Origin of the sequence: Microbacterium sp. S308A+, assembly GCF_049800815.1 — a bacterium.
Taxonomy (GTDB): domain Bacteria; phylum Actinomycetota; class Actinomycetes; order Actinomycetales; family Microbacteriaceae; genus Microbacterium.
Genome location: NZ_JBNAFT010000001.1, coordinates 812,435 through 830,085, shown reverse-complemented (window position 1 = coordinate 830,085; position 17,651 = coordinate 812,435). Strand labels below are relative to the sequence as shown.

At 69.9% G+C, this 17,651-nt stretch carries 18 protein-coding genes and 1 tRNA gene; 6 read left to right on the top strand and 13 right to left on the bottom strand.

Features of this window, described 5'->3' with window-relative positions; genetic code table 11:
- Window positions 1-30: 30 nt before the first annotated feature.
- The 6 genes from ACP15J_RS03910 to ACP15J_RS03885 form a co-directional block, all read right to left on the bottom strand.
- The gene (locus ACP15J_RS03910) at window positions 31-846 is read right to left on the bottom strand and encodes an ABC transporter ATP-binding protein (protein WP_424935369.1); all 816 of its coding nucleotides are present in this window, start codon (window positions 844-846) and stop codon (window positions 31-33) included.
- Window positions 843-1,643 (bottom strand): ATP-binding cassette domain-containing protein, encoded by an 801-nt coding sequence (locus ACP15J_RS03905; protein WP_424935370.1) that lies wholly within the window; start codon window positions 1,641-1,643, stop codon window positions 843-845. Before ACP15J_RS03905 ends, ACP15J_RS03910 begins: the two co-directional genes overlap by 4 nt.
- A complete protein-coding gene (locus ACP15J_RS03900; RefSeq protein WP_424935371.1) occupies window positions 1,640-2,515 on the bottom strand; it encodes an ABC transporter permease in 876 nt (291 codons plus the stop codon). Before ACP15J_RS03900 ends, ACP15J_RS03905 begins: the two co-directional genes overlap by 4 nt.
- On the bottom strand, window positions 2,512-3,462 hold the full coding sequence (locus ACP15J_RS03895; RefSeq protein ID WP_424935372.1) for an ABC transporter permease: 951 nt from the start codon (window positions 3,460-3,462) through the stop codon (window positions 2,512-2,514). The genes ACP15J_RS03900 and ACP15J_RS03895 overlap by 4 nt, the downstream gene beginning before the upstream one ends.
- Window positions 3,463-3,480: 18 nt before the next feature.
- A complete protein-coding gene (locus tag ACP15J_RS03890) occupies window positions 3,481-4,995 on the bottom strand; it encodes an ABC transporter substrate-binding protein (protein WP_424935373.1) in 1,515 nt (504 codons plus the stop codon).
- A 155-nt stretch (window positions 4,996-5,150) separates the two neighbouring features.
- The gene (locus tag ACP15J_RS03885) at window positions 5,151-6,062 is read right to left on the bottom strand and encodes an alpha/beta fold hydrolase (RefSeq protein ID WP_424935374.1); all 912 of its coding nucleotides are present in this window, start codon (window positions 6,060-6,062) and stop codon (window positions 5,151-5,153) included.
- Window positions 6,063-6,250: 188 nt separating this feature from the next.
- Between ACP15J_RS03885 and ACP15J_RS03880 the strand changes: the two genes are divergently transcribed.
- From ACP15J_RS03880 to ACP15J_RS03870, 3 genes are all read left to right on the top strand, one after another.
- The gene (locus ACP15J_RS03880; RefSeq protein WP_424935375.1) at window positions 6,251-6,718 is read left to right on the top strand and encodes a carboxymuconolactone decarboxylase family protein; all 468 of its coding nucleotides are present in this window, start codon (window positions 6,251-6,253) and stop codon (window positions 6,716-6,718) included.
- Window positions 6,715-7,419 (top strand): tyrosine-protein phosphatase, encoded by a 705-nt coding sequence (locus ACP15J_RS03875; RefSeq protein WP_424935376.1) that lies wholly within the window; start codon window positions 6,715-6,717, stop codon window positions 7,417-7,419. The genes ACP15J_RS03880 and ACP15J_RS03875 overlap by 4 nt, the downstream gene beginning before the upstream one ends.
- Before the next feature lie 93 nt (window positions 7,420-7,512).
- The gene (locus tag ACP15J_RS03870) at window positions 7,513-7,983 is read left to right on the top strand and encodes an SIP domain-containing protein (RefSeq protein ID WP_424935377.1); all 471 of its coding nucleotides are present in this window, start codon (window positions 7,513-7,515) and stop codon (window positions 7,981-7,983) included.
- 22 nt (window positions 7,984-8,005) lie between these two features.
- Here the strand turns inward: ACP15J_RS03870 and ACP15J_RS03865 are convergent, their stop codons facing one another.
- From ACP15J_RS03865 to ACP15J_RS03850, 4 genes are all read right to left on the bottom strand, one after another.
- Window positions 8,006-8,419 carry a Fe-S oxidoreductase gene (locus ACP15J_RS03865; protein WP_424980880.1) on the bottom strand — a complete coding sequence of 138 codons (414 nt, stop codon included), beginning with the start codon at window positions 8,417-8,419 and terminating at the stop codon, window positions 8,006-8,008.
- 56 nt (window positions 8,420-8,475) lie between these two features.
- Window positions 8,476-9,288, bottom strand: a complete 813-nt coding sequence (locus ACP15J_RS03860) for an arginase family protein (protein WP_424935380.1) — start codon at window positions 9,286-9,288, stop codon at window positions 8,476-8,478.
- 100 nt (window positions 9,289-9,388) lie between these two features.
- On the bottom strand, window positions 9,389-10,132 hold the full coding sequence (locus ACP15J_RS03855; protein ID WP_424935381.1) for a PspA/IM30 family protein: 744 nt from the start codon (window positions 10,130-10,132) through the stop codon (window positions 9,389-9,391).
- An 85-nt stretch (window positions 10,133-10,217) separates the two neighbouring features.
- Window positions 10,218-12,212, bottom strand: a complete 1,995-nt coding sequence (locus ACP15J_RS03850; protein ID WP_424935382.1) for a TPM domain-containing protein — start codon at window positions 12,210-12,212, stop codon at window positions 10,218-10,220.
- 161 nt (window positions 12,213-12,373) lie between these two features.
- On the opposite strand from ACP15J_RS03850, the gene ACP15J_RS03845 reads away from it, so the two are divergent.
- The 3 genes from ACP15J_RS03845 (at window position 12,374) to ACP15J_RS03835 (ending at window position 14,164) form a co-directional block, all read left to right on the top strand.
- Window positions 12,374-13,213 carry a DUF3097 domain-containing protein gene (locus ACP15J_RS03845; RefSeq protein ID WP_424935383.1) on the top strand — a complete coding sequence of 280 codons (840 nt, stop codon included), beginning with the start codon at window positions 12,374-12,376 and terminating at the stop codon, window positions 13,211-13,213.
- Window positions 13,214-13,262: 49 nt separating this feature from the next.
- Complete coding sequence (gene trmB, locus ACP15J_RS03840) at window positions 13,263-13,994, top strand: tRNA (guanosine(46)-N7)-methyltransferase TrmB (protein WP_424935384.1); 732 nt, start codon at window positions 13,263-13,265, stop codon at window positions 13,992-13,994.
- A 94-nt stretch (window positions 13,995-14,088) separates the two neighbouring features.
- Window positions 14,089-14,164: transfer RNA gene (locus ACP15J_RS03835), tRNA-Arg, on the top strand.
- 138 nt (window positions 14,165-14,302) lie between these two features.
- Here ACP15J_RS03835 and ACP15J_RS03830 read toward each other — a convergent pair.
- From ACP15J_RS03830 to ngcE, 3 genes are read right to left on the bottom strand one after another with little or no spacing between them, the layout of a single operon-like run.
- Entirely contained in the window at window positions 14,303-15,214 is a 912-nt protein-coding gene (locus ACP15J_RS03830; protein ID WP_197220352.1) for a carbohydrate ABC transporter permease, read from the bottom strand.
- Window positions 15,211-16,233 (bottom strand): carbohydrate ABC transporter permease, encoded by a 1,023-nt coding sequence (locus ACP15J_RS03825; protein ID WP_197220353.1) that lies wholly within the window; start codon window positions 16,231-16,233, stop codon window positions 15,211-15,213. The genes ACP15J_RS03830 and ACP15J_RS03825 overlap by 4 nt, the downstream gene beginning before the upstream one ends.
- The gene (gene ngcE / locus ACP15J_RS03820; protein WP_424935385.1) at window positions 16,230-17,639 is read right to left on the bottom strand and encodes an N-acetylglucosamine/diacetylchitobiose ABC transporter substrate-binding protein; all 1,410 of its coding nucleotides are present in this window, start codon (window positions 17,637-17,639) and stop codon (window positions 16,230-16,232) included. The genes ACP15J_RS03825 and ngcE overlap by 4 nt, the downstream gene beginning before the upstream one ends.
- Window positions 17,640-17,651: the final 12 nt, after the last annotated feature.

Genomic DNA, 17,651 nt, shown 5'->3' with positions numbered 1-17,651 from the left:
CGCGACCTGATGGGAACGGGAGAAGCGGGTTCAGGCCGAGGCCCCATCCCGCGACGGAGCCTCGGGAAGGACGGGGACTGCCGCGAGGAGGCGGCGGGTGTACTCGTGCCGCGGGCGGCGGAGCACGTCCTCGGTGTGCCCGTGCTCGACGATCCTGCCGTCCTTCATCACCGCGACCGCATCGCAGAGGTTCTGCACCACGCCGATGTCGTGCGAGACGAGCACGAGGGTGAGACCGTCGGCCCTGAGTCGGCGCAGCAGGGCCAGGATCTGCGCGCGCACGGTGACATCGAGCGCGGACAGGGGCTCGTCCCCCACGAGGATGCGCGGGCGGTGCGCGATCGCACGGGCCAGCGCGATGCGCTGCCGCTGTCCGCCAGAGAACTCGTGCGGATAGCGGGCGGCCATCTCGGAGGCCAGGCCGACCTGTTCGAGGACCTCGGCGACCCTGGTCTCGTGGTCCTCGCCGACGCGCAGCGCACGCAGCGGCTCGGAGATGATCCGCGCGACGCTCTGCCGGGGATCGAGCGAGGCGTAGGGATCCTGGAAAACGAGCCCCGTCTGACGCCGCAGCCACCGCAGGTCGCGGGCGCGGGCGCGGGCATCGACCGCTCGGCCGTGGACCTCGACCGAGCCCTCGGTCGGGCGGTCGAGGCCGAGCAACAGGCGGATCAGTGTCGACTTGCCCGAGCCCGACTCGCCGATGATACCGAGGGCGGAGCCCGGGGCGATGTCGAGGTCGACCCGGTCGAGCGCGGTCGTGCGTCGTCGCGGCTCGCCGAGCCGGCGCGGCGAGGCGAAGGAACGTGACAGGCCTCGGGCGCGGATCGCGGGTGTCTCGGTCATGAGGTCTCTCCGTCCTCGTCGCCCTGACGCCAGAGCGTCGCGGTCGCGTCGCGCAGCAGGCCCTGCGTGATCGGCGAGGCGGGCGTCGTGAGCAGCGTCGCCACGGGGGCGTCCTCGACGACGCGACCGTCTTCGAGGACGACGCCGTGCGTCGCCACCTGGGAGAGGACCGCGAGATCATGGGTGATGAACACGAGCGACATCCCCTCCGCATCGACGAGAGAGAGGAGCAGACGAAGGATCTCCGCCTGGATCGTGACGTCGAGCGCCGTGGTCGGCTCGTCGGCGATGAGCAGACGTGGCCGGGCGGCGAGCGCCATCGCGATCGCGACCCGCTGCCGCTGCCCGCCGGAGAGCTGGTGCGGATAGCGGTCGATGAGCGTGGCGGGATCGGGCAGGCGGACCCGACCGGCCTCGGCGATGGCGCGAGCGCGGGCGTCGCGTCTCCCGATCCGCTCGTGGATGCGCACGCTCTCCGCGATCTGCCGGCCGACCGTGCGGATCGGGTTCAGCGCCGTCCTCGGCTCCTGGAAGACGACGCCGATCTCGTCTCCGCGAATGGCGGCGAGCGCGCGGTCGGGGAGGTTCAGGATCTCGCGGTCGTCCCAGCGGACCGAGCCGGTGGCGCGCGCGCCCTCTGGGAGGAGCCCCAGGATCGCGAGGGCGGTGAGGGACTTCCCCGACCCGGACTCGCCGATGAGGCCGAGGCGGGCCCCGTCGGGAACCGCGAAGGAGACGCCGTCGACGATCCGCCGCCCGTCGATGTCGATCGTGAGATCGGAGACCACGAGCGTCATGCGACCACCCCCGGCACGTGTGAGCGGGCGGCGACCGCGCGAGGGTTCTGGCGGAGTGTCGGATCCGTCGCCTCGCGGAGACCGTCGCCGAGGAGGTTCAGTGCGAGCACGGTGACCGTGATCGCGAGTCCCGGCCAGAGCACCGAGAGCGGATGCACCGCGATGTAGCGCTGCAGATCGGAGAGCAGGATGCCCCAGGACGGATCCACGACGGAGGCGCCGAAGCCGAGATAGGACAGCCCGGCCTCGGCGAGCACGGCGACGGCCATCGACCAGGACAGCTGCACGATGAAGACCGGGGCGATGTTCGGAAGCAGGTGCTGGACGAGGTTCTGGGCCGGGGTGAGCCCCGACGCCCGTCCCGCGGCGACGAAGTCGCTCTGCTGGACGCGACGCAGCTCGGGCCGGGTCACGCGGGCGATGTTCACGCCGAAGCCGATGCCGACCGCCCACACCACGACCCAGAGGGAGCCGCCCCAGACCGCCGAGATCATCATGGCGATGATGAGCACGGGGAAGGCGATGAGGATGTCCACGAGCACGGAGACGGCCTCACGGATCCATCGCGCCGTGAGGGCACCGAGGGCTCCGAGCAGCACGCCGACGGCGGTGGCGACGACCCCGGCGCCGAGGGCGACGAGGACGGTCGTCCTGGCGCCGGCCATGAGCAGGCTCAGCACGTCCCGCCCTGTCCCGTCGGTGCCGAGAAGATGCGGCCATCCCGGCGCCGCCCAGCGTGCCGTGACGTCAGCCGCCCTGGGGTCGAAGGGCGTCCAGAGCAGCGAGACGAGGGCGGTGAGGGCGATGAGTGCGACGACCACAAGGCCGAAGCGTCCTCCGCCGGTCCGCCACAGGCGGCGCAGGGCGTTCATTCTGCCTCCCGCTGTCGGGGGTCGACGCTCCGATGGACGAGATCGACGACGAAGCCGACGACGAGCACGAAGCCGGTCAGGACCAGCAGTTCGCTCTGCACCTTGACGAGGTCGCGCGTCCCGACGTCCGTCACGAGCATCCGCCCGATCCCCGGCAGGGTGAACAGCTGCTCGATCACGACGGAGCCCACGATGATCCCGGCGACCTGGAGTCCCAGGACGGTGACGATCGAGAGGCCGACGGCCGGGATGCCGTGCAGGATCAACGCCCGGTTGCGGGTGAGGCCTTTCGCCGCCGCCGTGCGGACGAAGTCCTGGCCCGCCGCCTGGAGGGTGGCGCTGCGGACGAAGCGCAGCAGCATGGCGCCCTCGACAGCGCCGATCGTGAGCGCAGGCAGGAGGAGGGAGCGCAGAGCGGCCCCCGGATCGGCCCAGCCGTCGCGGGGGAAGCCCTGCGCCGGAAGCCAGCCGAGCCAGACGGCGAAGACCACGACGAGCATCATCCCCGCCCAGACGACAGGGACGGCGGCGACGGCCTGCGCGCCGACGTTGACGGCGGTGCCGGCGGCCCGTCCGCGGAGCATGGCGGAGAGGATTCCGAGCGGCAGCGCGATCACGAGCGCGATGAGCAGCGACAAGAGCCCGAGCGGCACCGTCACCTGGGCTTTGAGAGCGAGCTCGTCCGCGACCGATGCGCCGCTGAGCTGGGAGGTTCCCAGGTCGCCGCGGAACAGCCCGCCGATCCATTCGGCATACTGCACGTACAGTGGCCGGTCGAGCCCGAGGGAGGCGCGGATCGCCTCGATCTGCTCCGGGGTGGCCTTGTCGCCGCCGATGAGCTGGGCGACGTCGCCGGGAAAGACCCGGAGGGCGAGGAAGATGACGATGCTCGCGACGAGGAGCCCTGCAATGAGCAGGGCTCCTCTGGTGAGCACGTACCGGATCACTCGCGTCCTCAGTCCGCGCTATTTGGCGAGGGTCACGCCGCGCAGGTCGATGCGCGAGTTGATCGAGTCCTTCGGGAACCCGGAGACCCCTGGCGCGAGGGCGGTGATCGTGGCGCCGTTGTAGAGCCAATCGGCCGCGTGGTCCTCGGAGACGATGCGCGCGGCCTGGGCGAGCAGATCGGCGGACTTCTTCTCGTCGAGCTCGGCGAGCGCCTGCGCGTACAGCTTCTGCACCTCCGGGTTGTCGTAGCCGAAGTAGTAGGCGGGGTTGGCGAAGTTGCCGAAGTCGCGGGGCTCGACGTGCAGGACGAAGCTCAGGTCGTAGTCCCGGTTCTTGTAGACGTCCTCGAGCCAGGCGGGGAACTCGACGGACTTGACCTTCAGGGTCACCCCGACCTTCTGGAGGTCCGAGACCAGGACCTGCGGCACGGTCGTCCCGTAGAACGACGGGATCGTCAGCGTGAGGGACAGCTTCTCCTGGCCCGCTTCCTTGAGGAGCTGCCTGGCCTTGTCCGGGTCGTGGGGGACGCCGTCCGAGAGGTCCTGGTAGCCGGGGTCGAGCTCGGGGATCGGTCCGTAGAGCGTCTCGCCCGCGCCGACGGCCTCGACGAGTGTCTTGTGGTCGATCGCCAGGCGCAGCGCCTCACGCACGCGCTTGTCGTTCAGCGGGGCCTTGGTGTTGTTGAAGGCGAGCGTCGCCTTGTCCGTGGTGCGCCCGGTGGTGAGGGTGAACCTTCCGCTCTTCTCCAGCTGCGGGGCGAGGTTGGGGTCGACAGCGGTGAGCACGTCGAGGCTCCCGTCGAGCGCGGCGTTGACACCGGCGGTGAAGTCGGGGATGTAGTCGAAGACGACCTCGGCGAGGCCTGCCTTCTCGCCCCAATAGGAGTCATTGCGGGCGAAGGTGATCGAGCTGCCCTTCTTCCAGGCCTTCAAGGTGAAGGGGCCTGTGCCGTTCTCGGCGTCCTTCAGCTCGGTGGTGTCGCCCTGCGCGTACACCAGCCCGGCGACGCCGGTGAGCGAGAAGAGGAAGTTCTGGCTGGGTGCGGTGAGGGTCACCACGACCGTCTCCGGGTCAGGCGCGGTGATCGAGGCGACTCCGGCGAGGTCGGCGTGGCCCTGGAGCGTCGCGTCGTCCTTGACCGCCTGGAGAGAGGAGACGACGTCGCCTGAGGTCAGGGCGGCCCCGTTGTGGAAGGTCACGCCCTTCTGCAGGGTGAAGGTGTAGGTGAGGCCGTCCGAGGAGACCTCATACTTCTCGGCGAGTCGCTCGGCGATGCCGTTGTCCTGGGTGCGGGTGACCAGACCCTCGTAGATGTTGCCCACGAGGATCTGCTCGAGCGCTGCACCGCTGGTGCGTCGGATGTCGAGGTTCGTCGGCTCGAGGACCAGGCCGACGGTGAGGGTGGCGTCGGGATCGGCGACGCCGGGGGCGGTGGTCTCGGGGGAGCCGGACGGGCCGGCGCAGGCGCTGAGGGCGAGCGCGGCGACAGCGATGCCGGTCAGCAGGGTGATGCCCCGGAAGCGACGGGTCATGGGGTTTCCTCTCGGTGCAGGACGACGGGGTGCTGTGCGTCGTACGTGCGGTTCGGGTTCGGGTTCGGGTGCTGCGCGGTCGAGCCTAGGGGCGGCGTGGGGCGGATGGCGCGGTGCGCGGAACGGAACGTCACAGACGGTCTGCCGGACGGTCGTCAGTCGCGACTCCCTTCGAGGTGCTGCCGCACGAGATCGGCGAGCGCGGCCGGCGCGGTCTCCTGTGCGTTGTGCGGCGCGTCCACGGTCGTGACGCGTGCGGAGGGGAGACGGCGGGCGAAGTCCGCCGCGTCCTCGGCCGTGACGAAGCCGTGGAGCGCGCGGACGAGGGTGATCGGCGCGGAGGCCTCGGCGAGGTCGTCCCAGCCGTCCTGCTGCAGGATCTGACCGGGGGCGTCGGTGCCCTCCCCGGCGAAGGCGTGCGCGGCCAGATGCGCGAGGTGGTGCTTCCACTCCACGCGGCCGTCCGGCCGCACGCGGGTGTTGAGGAAGACCCCCCGCTCGGCGTTCTCCCTCGTGCCGCCGAGACCGAAGGACAGGGCATGGTTCACCGCCTCGTCACGGGAGGCGAAGTCGGTCACGCCGTAGAACGCGCGGAGGGCCGCAGGGCCGCCGCTCGCGTCGATCCCGGGCGTGATGTCCACGATGACCGCGGCGCGGACGAGGTCGGGGCGGGCCGCGGCCAGCGCGGCAGCGGTCAGTCCGCCGAGGGACTGGCCGACGACGACCTGCGGGATGTCCGTCCATGCGTCCAGAGCGGCGGCCACGTCCGCGGCGTGCGGTCGGGCGGTGTAGTCGAGGTCCTCCCGCCAGGAGGAGTCTCCATGGCCGGCGAGGTCGATGGCGAGGGCGGGGAGGCCTAGCGCGAGGATCGTCGCGTCCCAGGTGTGGGCGTTGAGGCCTGCGCCGTGCAGGAACGTCGCGACCGGTGCGGCATCGCCGTATCGGAGAGCGCTCAGCGAGCGCCCGTCCGGCAGGTCAAGAGCGATCCGTGAGACGGTGGGGACGGCGACGCCGATGGCGGCGGCCTGGGCGTCCAGGAAAGAGAACTCGGTGGTCTCGGTAGGCACGCCCTCATTGTGCGCCCCGGAGCGGGGATCCGAGAAATGCGAGAGCAGATCGCCAAGTAACAGTCGGTTTATGATTGTTGTTATGCCTAGCAGCAAGCGTATTTGATGTGCTTTTTGATTTCTCGGCCTGAGGGTTGGTTGCCCACGGGACCGCCCCGCAGGTCGGCCGGATCGGTAGGCTGGGCGACATGAGCGAGACGCGTGTGCACCTGTCCCGGACGGAGCCGTCCGCCTACAAGGCGCTCGACGCCTTCTCTGCCACGGTCAACGACATCTGTCGGGCCAACGGCATCGAGGACCGGCTCAAAGAGCTCGTCCTCATCCACTGCTCGCAGCTGAACGGATGCGCCTACTGCGCGCGGATCCACGTCGACCGGGCTGTCGCCGCCGGTGTCGATGTCGACACCCTGACGCAGATCCCCGTCTGGCGCGAGTCCGGCGTCTTTTCCGACCGTGAGCGCGCCGCGTTGGAGCTCGCCGAGGCGTTCACCTTCATCCATGAGGGCGGGGTCTCAGACGACGTGTACGATCGGGTCGGCAGCGTCTTCACCGAGAAAGAGTACGCGGCGCTCAGCTGGGCGTGCATCTCCATCAACGCGTTCAACCGTGTCGTCCTCGCCGGCCGCTACCCGGTTCCTCCGCGCGAGGCGAAGTGACGATCCTCGACGTCCCCGGCGCCGTCAACCTCCGAGACGTCGGCGGGATACCGGTGGGGCGATCGCGGATCCGGGAGGGCGTGCTCTTCCGCTCGGGGCAGCTGGCCGGCCTCACGGAGGAGGGCCGCGCCCTCCTCCGCCCGCGGATCCGGCACGTCGTGGATCTGCGGGACGACGCAGAGGTCGCGCAAGAGCCGTCTGCCCTGGGGGATGTCCGGACGACCAGGGTCCCGCTGTTCCTCGGATCGGTCGCCTCGCTGTTCACCGAGGACGTGAGCCTGGAGGGCATGTACGGCCACCTCGTCCACGACGCGGCGCCCCGAATGGCAGAGGTGATGCGGGTGCTGGGGGCGGGGGAGCCGACCCTGGTGCACTGCACCGCGGGCAAGGATCGGACCGGTGTGAGCGTGGCGATCGCGCTCACGGCGGTCGGCGCGGACCGGGAGGCGGTCGTCGAGGACTACGCGCTGACCGCGCAACTGCTTCCGGCCGCACGGCGGGCGGCGATCGTGCAGTACCTGAACGCCAGGCACCCGGATGCCCGGCATGCCGTCGCGCTCGCCGTGGAGTCGCCGGCTCCGGTCATGCGGGCGCTCCTGGCCGGGATAGACGAGCGCTACGGTTCCGCCGCCGAGTACCTGCTCTCCGCCGGTCTCACGCCCTCGGAGCTGGAGGCCCTCGGCGCTGCGCTCGTCGAGTGACCGCTGGCGTACGCCCCGGGACGAAGGGCGTCGGGACGCGACCTTCGCGACGAAGGTTAGGCAACCCTTTCCAGGTGGTATCGTGGACTCACGATGACAAGAACCGCCCTCACCCCGACGCCCCGCGCGCAGCGCAGGGCGTCTCGTCGTCCCCGGGTCCAGCACCTGATCGCGGCGGACGAGAGCGGTCTCGCCGAACTGGAGGCCGTACTCGCGACGCTTCCGATCTGCGCTGTCGGTCGGGTGTTCATCGAGGTCGCAGACCCTTCGGATGTCTCCAGGATCGATGTCCCCCCGCGAATGACGGTGACGTGGCTGCCGCGTGCGGCGCGGACAGGCGCTCCGGGGTCGGGGCGTCGCTGCGGGGCCGGCGAGGCGCTGACTCGAGCGGTCACCGCCTGGGCCGACGAGATGCTCTGCGGCGAAGAAGCGCTCCCGACACAGATCACTCTGCTCGCCGGCTACCTCGGCACGGCCGACATCGTCGATCACCTGCTCGATCGCGGGATGCGCCCCGAGACGATCGACGCTCCCGCACGATACGGCCTTCTGCCCACGCGCTGAGAACGACGAGGCGCAGGCGCGGTCAGGCTTCCGCCCTGCGCCGCGGCAGGTAGTTGCCGTCCTCCAGGCCCGCCTCGATCTCGAAGCGGTTGCGCAGTGGGTCGCGTCCCGCGCCGAGGTACAGGAGCGGCATCAGGAAGCCGTAGCGCAGCCATTGTCTCTTGTGCACACCCTCGTGCCGTAGCACTCGCGCGTCGGGGTCGACGTCGCCGGTCAGGTAGCAGCCGCCGACGCACACGCCACCGCGTCCGTAGGTCCACCCGGGCATCCCTCGGAAGACCCACAGGCCGCCTCGCCGTTCGACCGGACCGGTGCTCCACAGCGTTCCCCAGATCCACCCCACCGCGGTGCCCCAGAGATACCCCAGCCTGCTCACGGGCGACCGGAGGAGGACGGAGGGGAGACGGCGGTCGAAGCGGCGCCCACGGGCGAGGATCTCCTCCGTGGACGCCTCCGCTGCGGGGCGCGCGGCGGGAACCGTCGGATCCGGGGTCACGCGACGGCGCCGATCAGGCGCAGCACGGCACCGAGGTCGTTCACGGCGTCGTCCGCGGTGCGCGGGGCGAAGCCGGCGATCGTGGCTCCCGCCAGCGGGACCGCGTCGCGAAGGGCGCGCAGCGCGGTCACGAGCTCGGACACTCCGAGCCCGAAAGGAGCGGGGGACGAGACGCCGGAGAGCTTGGACGGGTCCAGGACGTCCACGTCCAGGTGGACATAGACGCGCGCGGCGTCGGTCGCGGCGACCGCCCGGGCGATGCTCTCCGGATCGTCCAGAGTCGGCACGCGGATGATCCCTGCCTCCTCCGCGAACCGACGTTCGGCGTCGTCGACCTCACGCGCCCCTACGAGCACGAGGCGTGACGCCGTGATGCCCGCTCGCCCGGGAAGCGGGAAGGTCGTGTCGGCGAGCACCGCGCGCAGCGCCATGCCGGAGTAGGCACCGGACGGCGAGGTGTCGGGTGAGTGCAGGTCGGGGTGGGCGTCGCACCAGACGACCGCGACGTCGTCGAGGTCGCCGGGGAGCGCCGAGATCGCTCCGACGCTCACACCGCAGTCGCCCCCGATCACGACCGTGGGCTCCTCCGCGCCCGCCAGCGCCTCTTCGAGAAGGCTCCTCGTGCGCCGGAGGCTGCTCAGCCGATGCACCGCGGTGCCCTGCGCGTCGCCCGCCTCCAGTGGCACGTCGAGCGTGGTCGTCCGTGCGCGAGGCAGATCCCCGGCGATCGCCGCCGCGCCTTCGGTGAGGAGCATCGCACGCGGTGCGGGCGAGCCCTGCCACTGCGGGACGACGAGGAAGCGGGTCATGGCAGCCTCCGGAGGACGGGAAACGGATGAGGGGCGGATGCCGACGGCAGCGGCCGCGGCACCCGCCCCGAGAGTCTGCGCGGACGTCAGCGCGATCGGCTCACTGCGCCTCGATCGCCGGCTTCGCGGCCGACGGGCCAGCCTTCAGCTCGGCCAGGCGCGCCTCGACCTCGGTCAGCTCACCGAGGTCCTCCAGGCTCTCGAACTGGGCGTCCAGGGAGGAGGCGGCGATCTCGGCCTTGCCCTGCGCGATCGCCTCCTGACGGCGGATCTTGTCCTCGAACCGGCCGAGCTCGCTGGTCGGGTCGAGCACGTTGATCGAGCCGACCGCGTCCTGGACCTTCGTCTGCGCCTCGGCGACCTTGGCGCGGGCGACGAGCTCGCTGCGCTTGTTCTTGAGCTGCTCGAGCTTCTCCTTCATGCCGTTCAGGCCGCTCTTGAGCTTGTCGACGATCTCGGTCTGCTGAGCGATCTGCGGCTCCGCCGAGCGCGCCTCCCGCTCGGAGCTGATCTGACGCTGCAAGGCGACCTTCGCCAGGCTGTCGAACTTGTCGGCGTCGGCGGTGTTGCCCGTGGAGCGCAGCTCGTCGGCCTTGCGGCTGGCGGCGAGGGCCTTGTTGCCCCACTCCGTGGCCGCCTGCACGTCCTCCTGGTGGTCGCGCTCGAGCAGGCGCAGGTTGCCGATCGTCTCCGCGATGGCGGACTCCGCGTCGGCGATGTTGTTGGTGTAGTCGCGGACGAGCTGGTCGAGCATCTTCTGCGGGTCCTCGGCGGAGTCGAGGAGCGCGTTGATGTTCGCCTTCACCAGGGTCGAGATGCGGCCGAAGATCGACTGCTTGGTCATGGGTTTTCCTTTCGATGGAAGGTCAGGTCGGTGGAGTCGTGTGTGGATCGTAGAACGACGGGGCTGTGAGTCGGCACGGTCGGGCTCAGAAACGACCACCTCCGGATCCGCGTCGCGAGCCGCCGAAGCTGGATGGGCTGAACCCGCCGCCTCCGCCGCCCGAGCGCCAGCCGGAGGAGCCGCCACCCCAGCCCCCGCCGTTTCGACGTCCGGAGCTGCCGCTGGCGAGGATGCCGCCGATGATGCCGCCCAGGATGTCTCCGGCGATGTTGCTCCCGCCCCCGCCGCCTCCGCCGTAGGGGCCACCGTAGCCGTTCACGTCGCTCTGCGCGCTGGCGATCGCCTCGCGGGCGAGGGCTGCCGCGCGCTCGGCGGACTGCTGTGCCCGTCGCGGGTCGGCGTCGCGGGACGCCTCGGCTCTGGTCAGCTCCGCGGATGCCTCGGCCGCGCGCGTCCGGGCGGTCGCGCCGACGGCGCCGCGGCGGGTGGCGATGAAGTCGTTCGCGGAGGAGACCTCGGCCCTGGCCTGGAGGATCGTCTGGTCGAGGACCTGCCGTGCACGCTCCTCCTGTTGCTGCGCGTCCCGGATGCGTTCGACGGCGGTGTCGATCCGTGTGTTCGCTGCGGCCAGAGCCTCGAGCACGGCCTGCGGACGCCGTGCGGCACCGGACAGGTTGGCACCGGCCTCGTCGAGCTGGGCGCGGGTGGCGGCGGCGATCTGCTGAAGCTCGGAGGAGGCGGGGAGCGCGCTCACGCCGGCGAGGTCTCCTTCGAGATCGGCCATGAGCGCCCGCGCCTGCTCCTCGGCGGCGGCCAGATGGGCGCCGAGGAGCCCGATCGCCTCGGCGAGCTGCTGGGCCTGGACCACTCCCTCCTCCGCGGTGCGGATCGCAAAGGCGGCCGGTCCTCTCTCGCCCGTGGCGAGCTTCGTGCCCGCCTCGGCGATCGAGGCGTCGGCGAGCTGGAGCCGGCTGCGCGCCTGTGCGGGGTTCTCGGCGACCGTGCTCAGCGCCGCAGGGTCGTAGACGGCGGCGAGCTGCTCCAGTGCGGCGGGGGCCGAGGCGACGGCGGCCTCGGCCTGCGCACGGTGCGCGGTGACCTGTCGCAGAGCCTGCTCGGCGTTCTGCTCCAGCTTGCGCAGCTCGTCGAAGGCCGCGACGTTCGCGTCGAGCGCGGCGTCGGCCTCCTCGCAGAGTTCGATGATCCGGATGTGCCATTCGCGTCGCTGCTGCGCGGTGTCCGGGATCTCGTCGTCGAGCTTCTGCTTCAGACCGAAGGCCTCGTCCAGGCGTGTCTTGGCATCGGCGACGATCTGGGTGAAGCTTGCCGTGGCGCCGTCGCCGAACTGCGCCGTGGCGAATCCCAGATCCTCGGTGCTGGAGGTGATGGCGTCGTCAGTGCGTACCAGGGCGGAGCCTGCCCGCTTCCCGAGCTCTTCATCGCCGATCCCGTCGAACGGCCCCGTGGGACCGGCGACCTGCCCGGCGCCATTGCCGATCACCTTGCGCCGCCGGGTGCGGACGACGAGCCAGACGACCAGGCCGACCGCGATCACCGCGACGATCAGGAACAGCGTGAGCCCCCAGCCGCCGCCGGAGGAGGACCCGGCCGCCGAGCCGCCGCGGAAGCCGTCGGCGGCTGTCCCGACCGCGTCCGCCCAGCGACTCTGCTGCAGATCGGGCTGCATCGCGCGCTCGATCTCGGTAAGGCGCTCGTCGCTCACCGGTCCGCCGGACACGCCCGAGATGAAGTACTGCCGTCCTTCTGTCGCGATCGCGAGCAGGTACTGCGACGGGCCGAGCCCGTTGTCGTCGGCCACCTTGTTCGTCCAGGCGATCCGGTCGGACGGGTCGGTGAACTCGTCCACGAGGACGACGAAGAGCTCGACGTGGCGCTCTTGGCTGAGGGCGCCGAGACGCTGGTCGAGATCCGACCTCTCGGCCCCGGAGAGCACGCCGGCCTGGTCTGTGACGAACCCGCTGCCGAGTGTCACTGGGGGAGCGGCCGCGGCGGGGACCGCGGGCAGCACTCCTATCATGGCCAGCACAAGCCCCGTCACGACGGCCAGACGTGCCCGCATTCTCGCTCCTCCGGGGCGGTCGCATCCCCAGGGCCGAGTCTATTCACAGGCGTGCGCAGCTCGGTAGCGCTCCCGTGTCGCCGAGAGCGAACGCCCTCGCCTGGTGTGGCATCGCCGCGTCGATCCCGTCGGTCCCCGGGACGGAACCTAGGCTGGACGGGATGGACGACAGGTATGGATCGGACGTGCTCGCAGCGGGATGGCGCGAGCACGGCGCCAAGGTCGTCGCCGATGTGACGGCAGAGCGCGACCTCGTGGTCGAGGTCGCCGTGGACGGGTTCTGCGGCGCGGTCACGCGGGTCGAGGGCGGGCATGTCGAGCTCGAGGACCGTGCCGGGCGGCGCCGGCTGTTCCCCCTCGGCGGAGGGTTCATGATCGATGGCGAGCCGGTGCGGCTGACCGCCCCGCACGCCGCGGGGCGGCGACCGCGTCGGACCGCGTCCGGCTCCTTCGCGGTCGCGGACCAGCGCGCGAGGGCCGCGCTGCCGAGCCGCATCCTCGTGGAGGGGAGGCACGACGCCGAGCTCGTGGAGAAGGTGTGGGGCGACGACCTCCGCGTCGAGGGCGTCGTGGTCGAGTACCTTCAAGGCATCGATCTCCTCGACGACCTGCTCGCCGAGGAGCCGCCGAGCAGGAGCCGGCGCTACGGCGTGCTCGTGGACCATCTCGTCCCCGGCTCCAAGGAGTCCCGGATCGTGGACGCGATCATGCGCGGGCCGCACGGAGGGCACCTCCGCATCGTCGGGCACCCGTACATCGACGTCTGGCAGTGCGTGACGCCCGCCGCGATGGGGATCCGCTCGTGGCCGCAGATCCCTCGCGGCACCGACTGGAAGACCGGGATCTGCCGTGCCTTCGGCTGGCCCGCCGAGAGCCAGGCCGACATCGCGCACGCCTGGAAGCGCATCCTCTCCCGCGTCTCCACCTACCGCGATCTGGAACCGTCTCTCCTCGGCCGTGTGGAAGAGCTGATCGACTTCGTGACCGAGCCCGCCGGCTGACCGTCCGTCCTGGTCCCGGCAGGAGCCGGACGGCACGTACCCTGGAGGGATGTCAGAGACCCGCCCCTTCCGCGACGAGCCGGTCTCGTTCGTCCGGCGCAGCGGCCGCATGTCCGAGGCGCAGGAGCGTGCGTTCGTGGAGCTCGCGCCCCGCTATCTCGTCGACGTACGCCGTGACGTCGCCTGGACATCGGTGCACCCCGAGGCGCGGTTCGAGCCCGCCGAGCGCTTCGGACGGGTCGCGCCGCTCGTGGTCGAGGTCGGCTCCGGTCAGGGGCACGCGATCGTCGCCGCCGCGGCTGCACATCCGAGCCGAGACTTTCTCGCGGTCGAGGTGTTCCGTGCGGGCCTGGCGCGGACGATGCTGGACGCCGACCGTGCCGGAGCCCGCAACCTGCGCCTCGTCGAGGCGAACGCCCCGGAGGTCCTGTCCACGTTCCTGCCGGAGGGTGCAGCCCGAGAGGTCTGGGTGTTCTTCCCCGACCCATGGCACAAGAAGCGCCACACCAAGCGACGCCTCGTGCGTCCCGGGTTCGGCGCGGCGGCCGGCCGTGCGCTGCGCGACGGCGGCCTGCTGCGTCTGGCGACGGACTGGGAGGACTACGCGCTGCAGATGCGCGAGGTGCTGGATGCGGAGCCCGAGTTCGAGCGCGCGTTCGAGGGGGAGTGGGCGGAGAGGTTCGAGGGCCGGGTCATGACCGCGTTCGAGCGCAAGGGGATCGCGAAGGGCCGCGAGATCCGCGACCTCGTCTACCGCAGGACGACGCGCACCGCAGGCTGATCCGGCGCACCTCTCGCCAGGGAACGCTCGACGCGCGCGGGCGTCCGGGTGGTTTCCGTCCTCGCCGGCGCGCGGTGATAGGGTCGATCAGTACGCCTCCGTAGCTCAGCGGATAGAGCGCCGGTTTCCGGTACCGTAGGTCGCAGGTTCGATTCCTGTCGGGGGCACCATCTCAGGCCCGGTCTCTTCGGAGGCCGGGTCGCTCTCGTGTTCCGGTCAGGGCACGGGATCGTGCGTCCCTCGCCCCATGGCCTGCCCGGACCGCACGGACGGAGCCTCCGAGCGGCGGCTCCGTCCGTGCGGTCGAGCTATTTCGAGGCGCCCTGGGTCACGGATCCCTGCAGCTGCCGCTGGAAGAAGATGTACGTGATGAGCACGGGCACGATGGTGATCACGACGGCGGCGAACAGCGCGCCGAAGTCCACCTTGTAGCCCGCGGACGAGGCGAAGGCCGCCATCCCCTGGGAGAGCACGTACTGACCCTGGTCGGTGTTCAACGCGACCGGAAGCAGGAACTGGTTCCACAGGCCCAGGAAGTTGAGGATCGCCACCGCGGCGAGCCCCGGCTTGGCCATTGGCAGCATCACCTGGAAGAACGTCCGCCACTCGCTCGCGCCGTCGACGTACGCGGCCTCCTGGATCTCGTACGGCAGGGACTTGAAGAACGAGAACAGGAAGAACACGGTGAAGGGCAGGGCGAACGCGACGTAGGTGAGGATGAGCCCCGGGAGGGTGTTCAGCAGCCCCATGCCCTGCAGCACGAAGAACAGCGGCACGATCGCGAGGAACACCGGGAAGGTGAGGCCGGCGAGCATGAGGTAGTAGATCACCCTGCTGCCGGGCAGCGCGAACCGTGCCAGCACGTAGGCGCACATGGCTCCCAGCACCATGACGAGGACGAGCGAGACGCCCACCACGATCACGGTGTTGACGAACATCTGGCCGAAGTTGTACTGGGTCCACGCCGAGATGTAGTTGTCCAGGCTCCACTCCGCCGGGAGGCCGAACGGTGAGGCCAGGACCTCGCGAGAGGTCTTGAACGAAGACATCAGCGTCCACAGCAGGGGGACGATGACGATGATCGACCAGATGACGAGGACGACGTGCGAGATGCCGCCGACGACCTTGTCGCCCGAGGTCGTCTTGACCGTCCTGGTGCCCGTGTTCCGGCGGGCGGCCTTCTTGTCGATCGTGATGAGGTTCGAGGTCCGGTCGCTCATGAGCGGCCCCCTTCGTCCTTGCCGCCGGTGAGGCGGTTGACCGTGAAGACCACGGCGGCGAACAGCAGCGTGATCACCGCGAGCACCACTCCCATCGCGCTGGAGAGGCCGAACTGGCCCTTCTCGAACGCGGTGCGGAAGAGGTACTGCGACATCACGAGCGTGGAGTTGCCCGGGCCGCCGGTGGAGTTCAGCGCCGCCATGTAGACGAACGCATCCAGGGCCATGATGCCGATATAGATGTAGGCGGTCTGCACGTTGTCGCGGATGAGCGGCAGCGTGATCGAGACCGTCGTGCGGAAGCGGCCGGCGCCATCGAGGCGGGCCGCCTCGTAGACCTCGGCCGGGATCCCCTTGATCGCCGCGATGAACAGCACCATGTAGAAGCCGACCATTCCCCAGACGATCACGAAGATCGAGGCTCCCATCGCCGTGCGCTCGTCGCCGAGCCAGGCGAAGTCGCGCATGTCGATGCCGACCGCCTCGAGGAGGCCGTTGAGCAGACCGCTGGGTTGGTAGATCTGCGACCACAGGATGCCGATCACGATCGCGGGGATGACGTACGGGAAGAACGACACGACGCGATAGAAGCTGGAGCCCTTGAGCCCCCGCACCTGTCCGCTGCTGGGCCCTCCGATCGTGATCATGCTCGCGAAGATCAGAGCGATGGTCAGGGTGACCAGCGGGACGAGGATGGCCAGGACGATGTTGTTGCCCATCGCCTGCAGGAAGGTGGTGTCCTGGAAGAGCTTGACGAAGTTGCCGAATCCGATGAACTGCATGTCCGGCGAGAAGCCGGTCCAGTTCGTCATCGAGTAGTACACCGCCTGGACGAACGGAGAGATGACGAACACCAGGTAGATCGCGAGAGGCACCCCGAGGAACGCGATCAGGAACGTCACGTAGTCGAACGTCAGCTTCCGCCGCCCGATGCGGGGCGCCTTACGGCGCCCCGCAGGAGCAGCGGTCACGGCCGCGGTGTTCAGCGCCGTGTCGAGGCCCTGACCGCTGAGGCTCATTTGATCTCGATCTTCTCGATGGAGCTGTCGTTGCGGATCTTGTCGGTGAGGTCCTGCAGCTGCTTGGTCAGCGTCGCGACGTCCATCTTCCCGTCCAGGAAGGAGTTCCAGATGGGGAGCTGGTCGGAGTTCATGCCGTAGAGGTTGAACGACTTGATCGTGAAGACGTTGTCCCCGGCCTTGTCCAGCAGCTCCTTCTGCGACACGAGAGCGGTCGAGCCGAAGCCGTCGTCTGGCACGATGCCCTTGACGATGGTCGGCGCGAGCTTGTTCTTCGCGAACCAGGTCGCCGACTCCTTCGAGAGCATCACCCGCAGCAGCTCTTTGCCCGCCGCCGGGTTCTTCGCCTTCGACGGGACCATGAACGGCTCGCCGGCCTCGGCGCGGAGCGTGCCCGCCGGGGTCTTCTGGCTGCCGTCGAGCGGGAGCTCGCCGATGCCCTTCATAGCGAAGCCGTCGGCTGTCTGATCCTTCATCTCGTTCTCGATCCACGAGCCGGACGGGTACAGCAGCGCCGCCTTGTCGAGGCTCCACTGCGCCTGGGCGGCGGTGAACTGGGTGCCCGATCCGCCGGGCTTGACGTAGCCGGACTGGATGAGGTCGTAGAAGATCGTCAGGATGTTCTGGATGATCGGGTGCGACCAGCAGCCCTCCTCCAGGTTCTCCAGCGGAAGGCGCACCTCGTCGCCGCCCTGGATGACCGCCGAGTCGACGACCATCGTCTGGTAATAGGTGGACGCCTCCTTGCCCCAGAGGAAGAGGAACTTGCCCTTCTCCTTCGCTGCGGCGCCCAGCGCCTTCAGGTCCTGCCAGGAGGTGGGCACCTGGAAGCCGTTCTCCTTGAAGACGGAGTCGGAGTACCAGAGGCCGTAGACCGTCATCACGTAGTTCAGCGCGGCGAACTTGTCGCCGAACGTTCCCGGTGCCTCCACGCCGCCGTAGAGCGTGTCGCGGATCTTCTCGCCCTCGAGGTTCTTCGCGTCGAGGACGTCGGTGAGGTCTTCGAGCTGGTCCAGGATCGTGTTCCAGCCGATGGAGTTGGCGCCGGAGTTGTCCACGAGGTCCGGCGGGTTGCCACTCACGAAGCGAGGCTGCAGCTCCTGGGCGATCTTCGTCGAGGCCGAGACCTTGACGCTCAGGCCCTTCTGCGCCTTCTCCATGATCTTCGCGGAGTTCTCCACGTAGTCCACGCCGTAGCCGCCGTCGAAGATGACCGCGTCGACCTTCGAGTTCGCGGCGACGCCGAACGGGTTGTCGGCGGTGACCTCCCCCTTCGGGCCGCTCGTCCCGCCGCCTCCGGGGGCCGCGCAGGACGCCAGGCTGACGCCGAACGGGACGAGCACGGCCGCGAGCGCTGCTCCGCGCAGGAGTGAGCGGCGGCTGATGGACGCGTCGTTGAGTTCCATGTTTCTACCTTC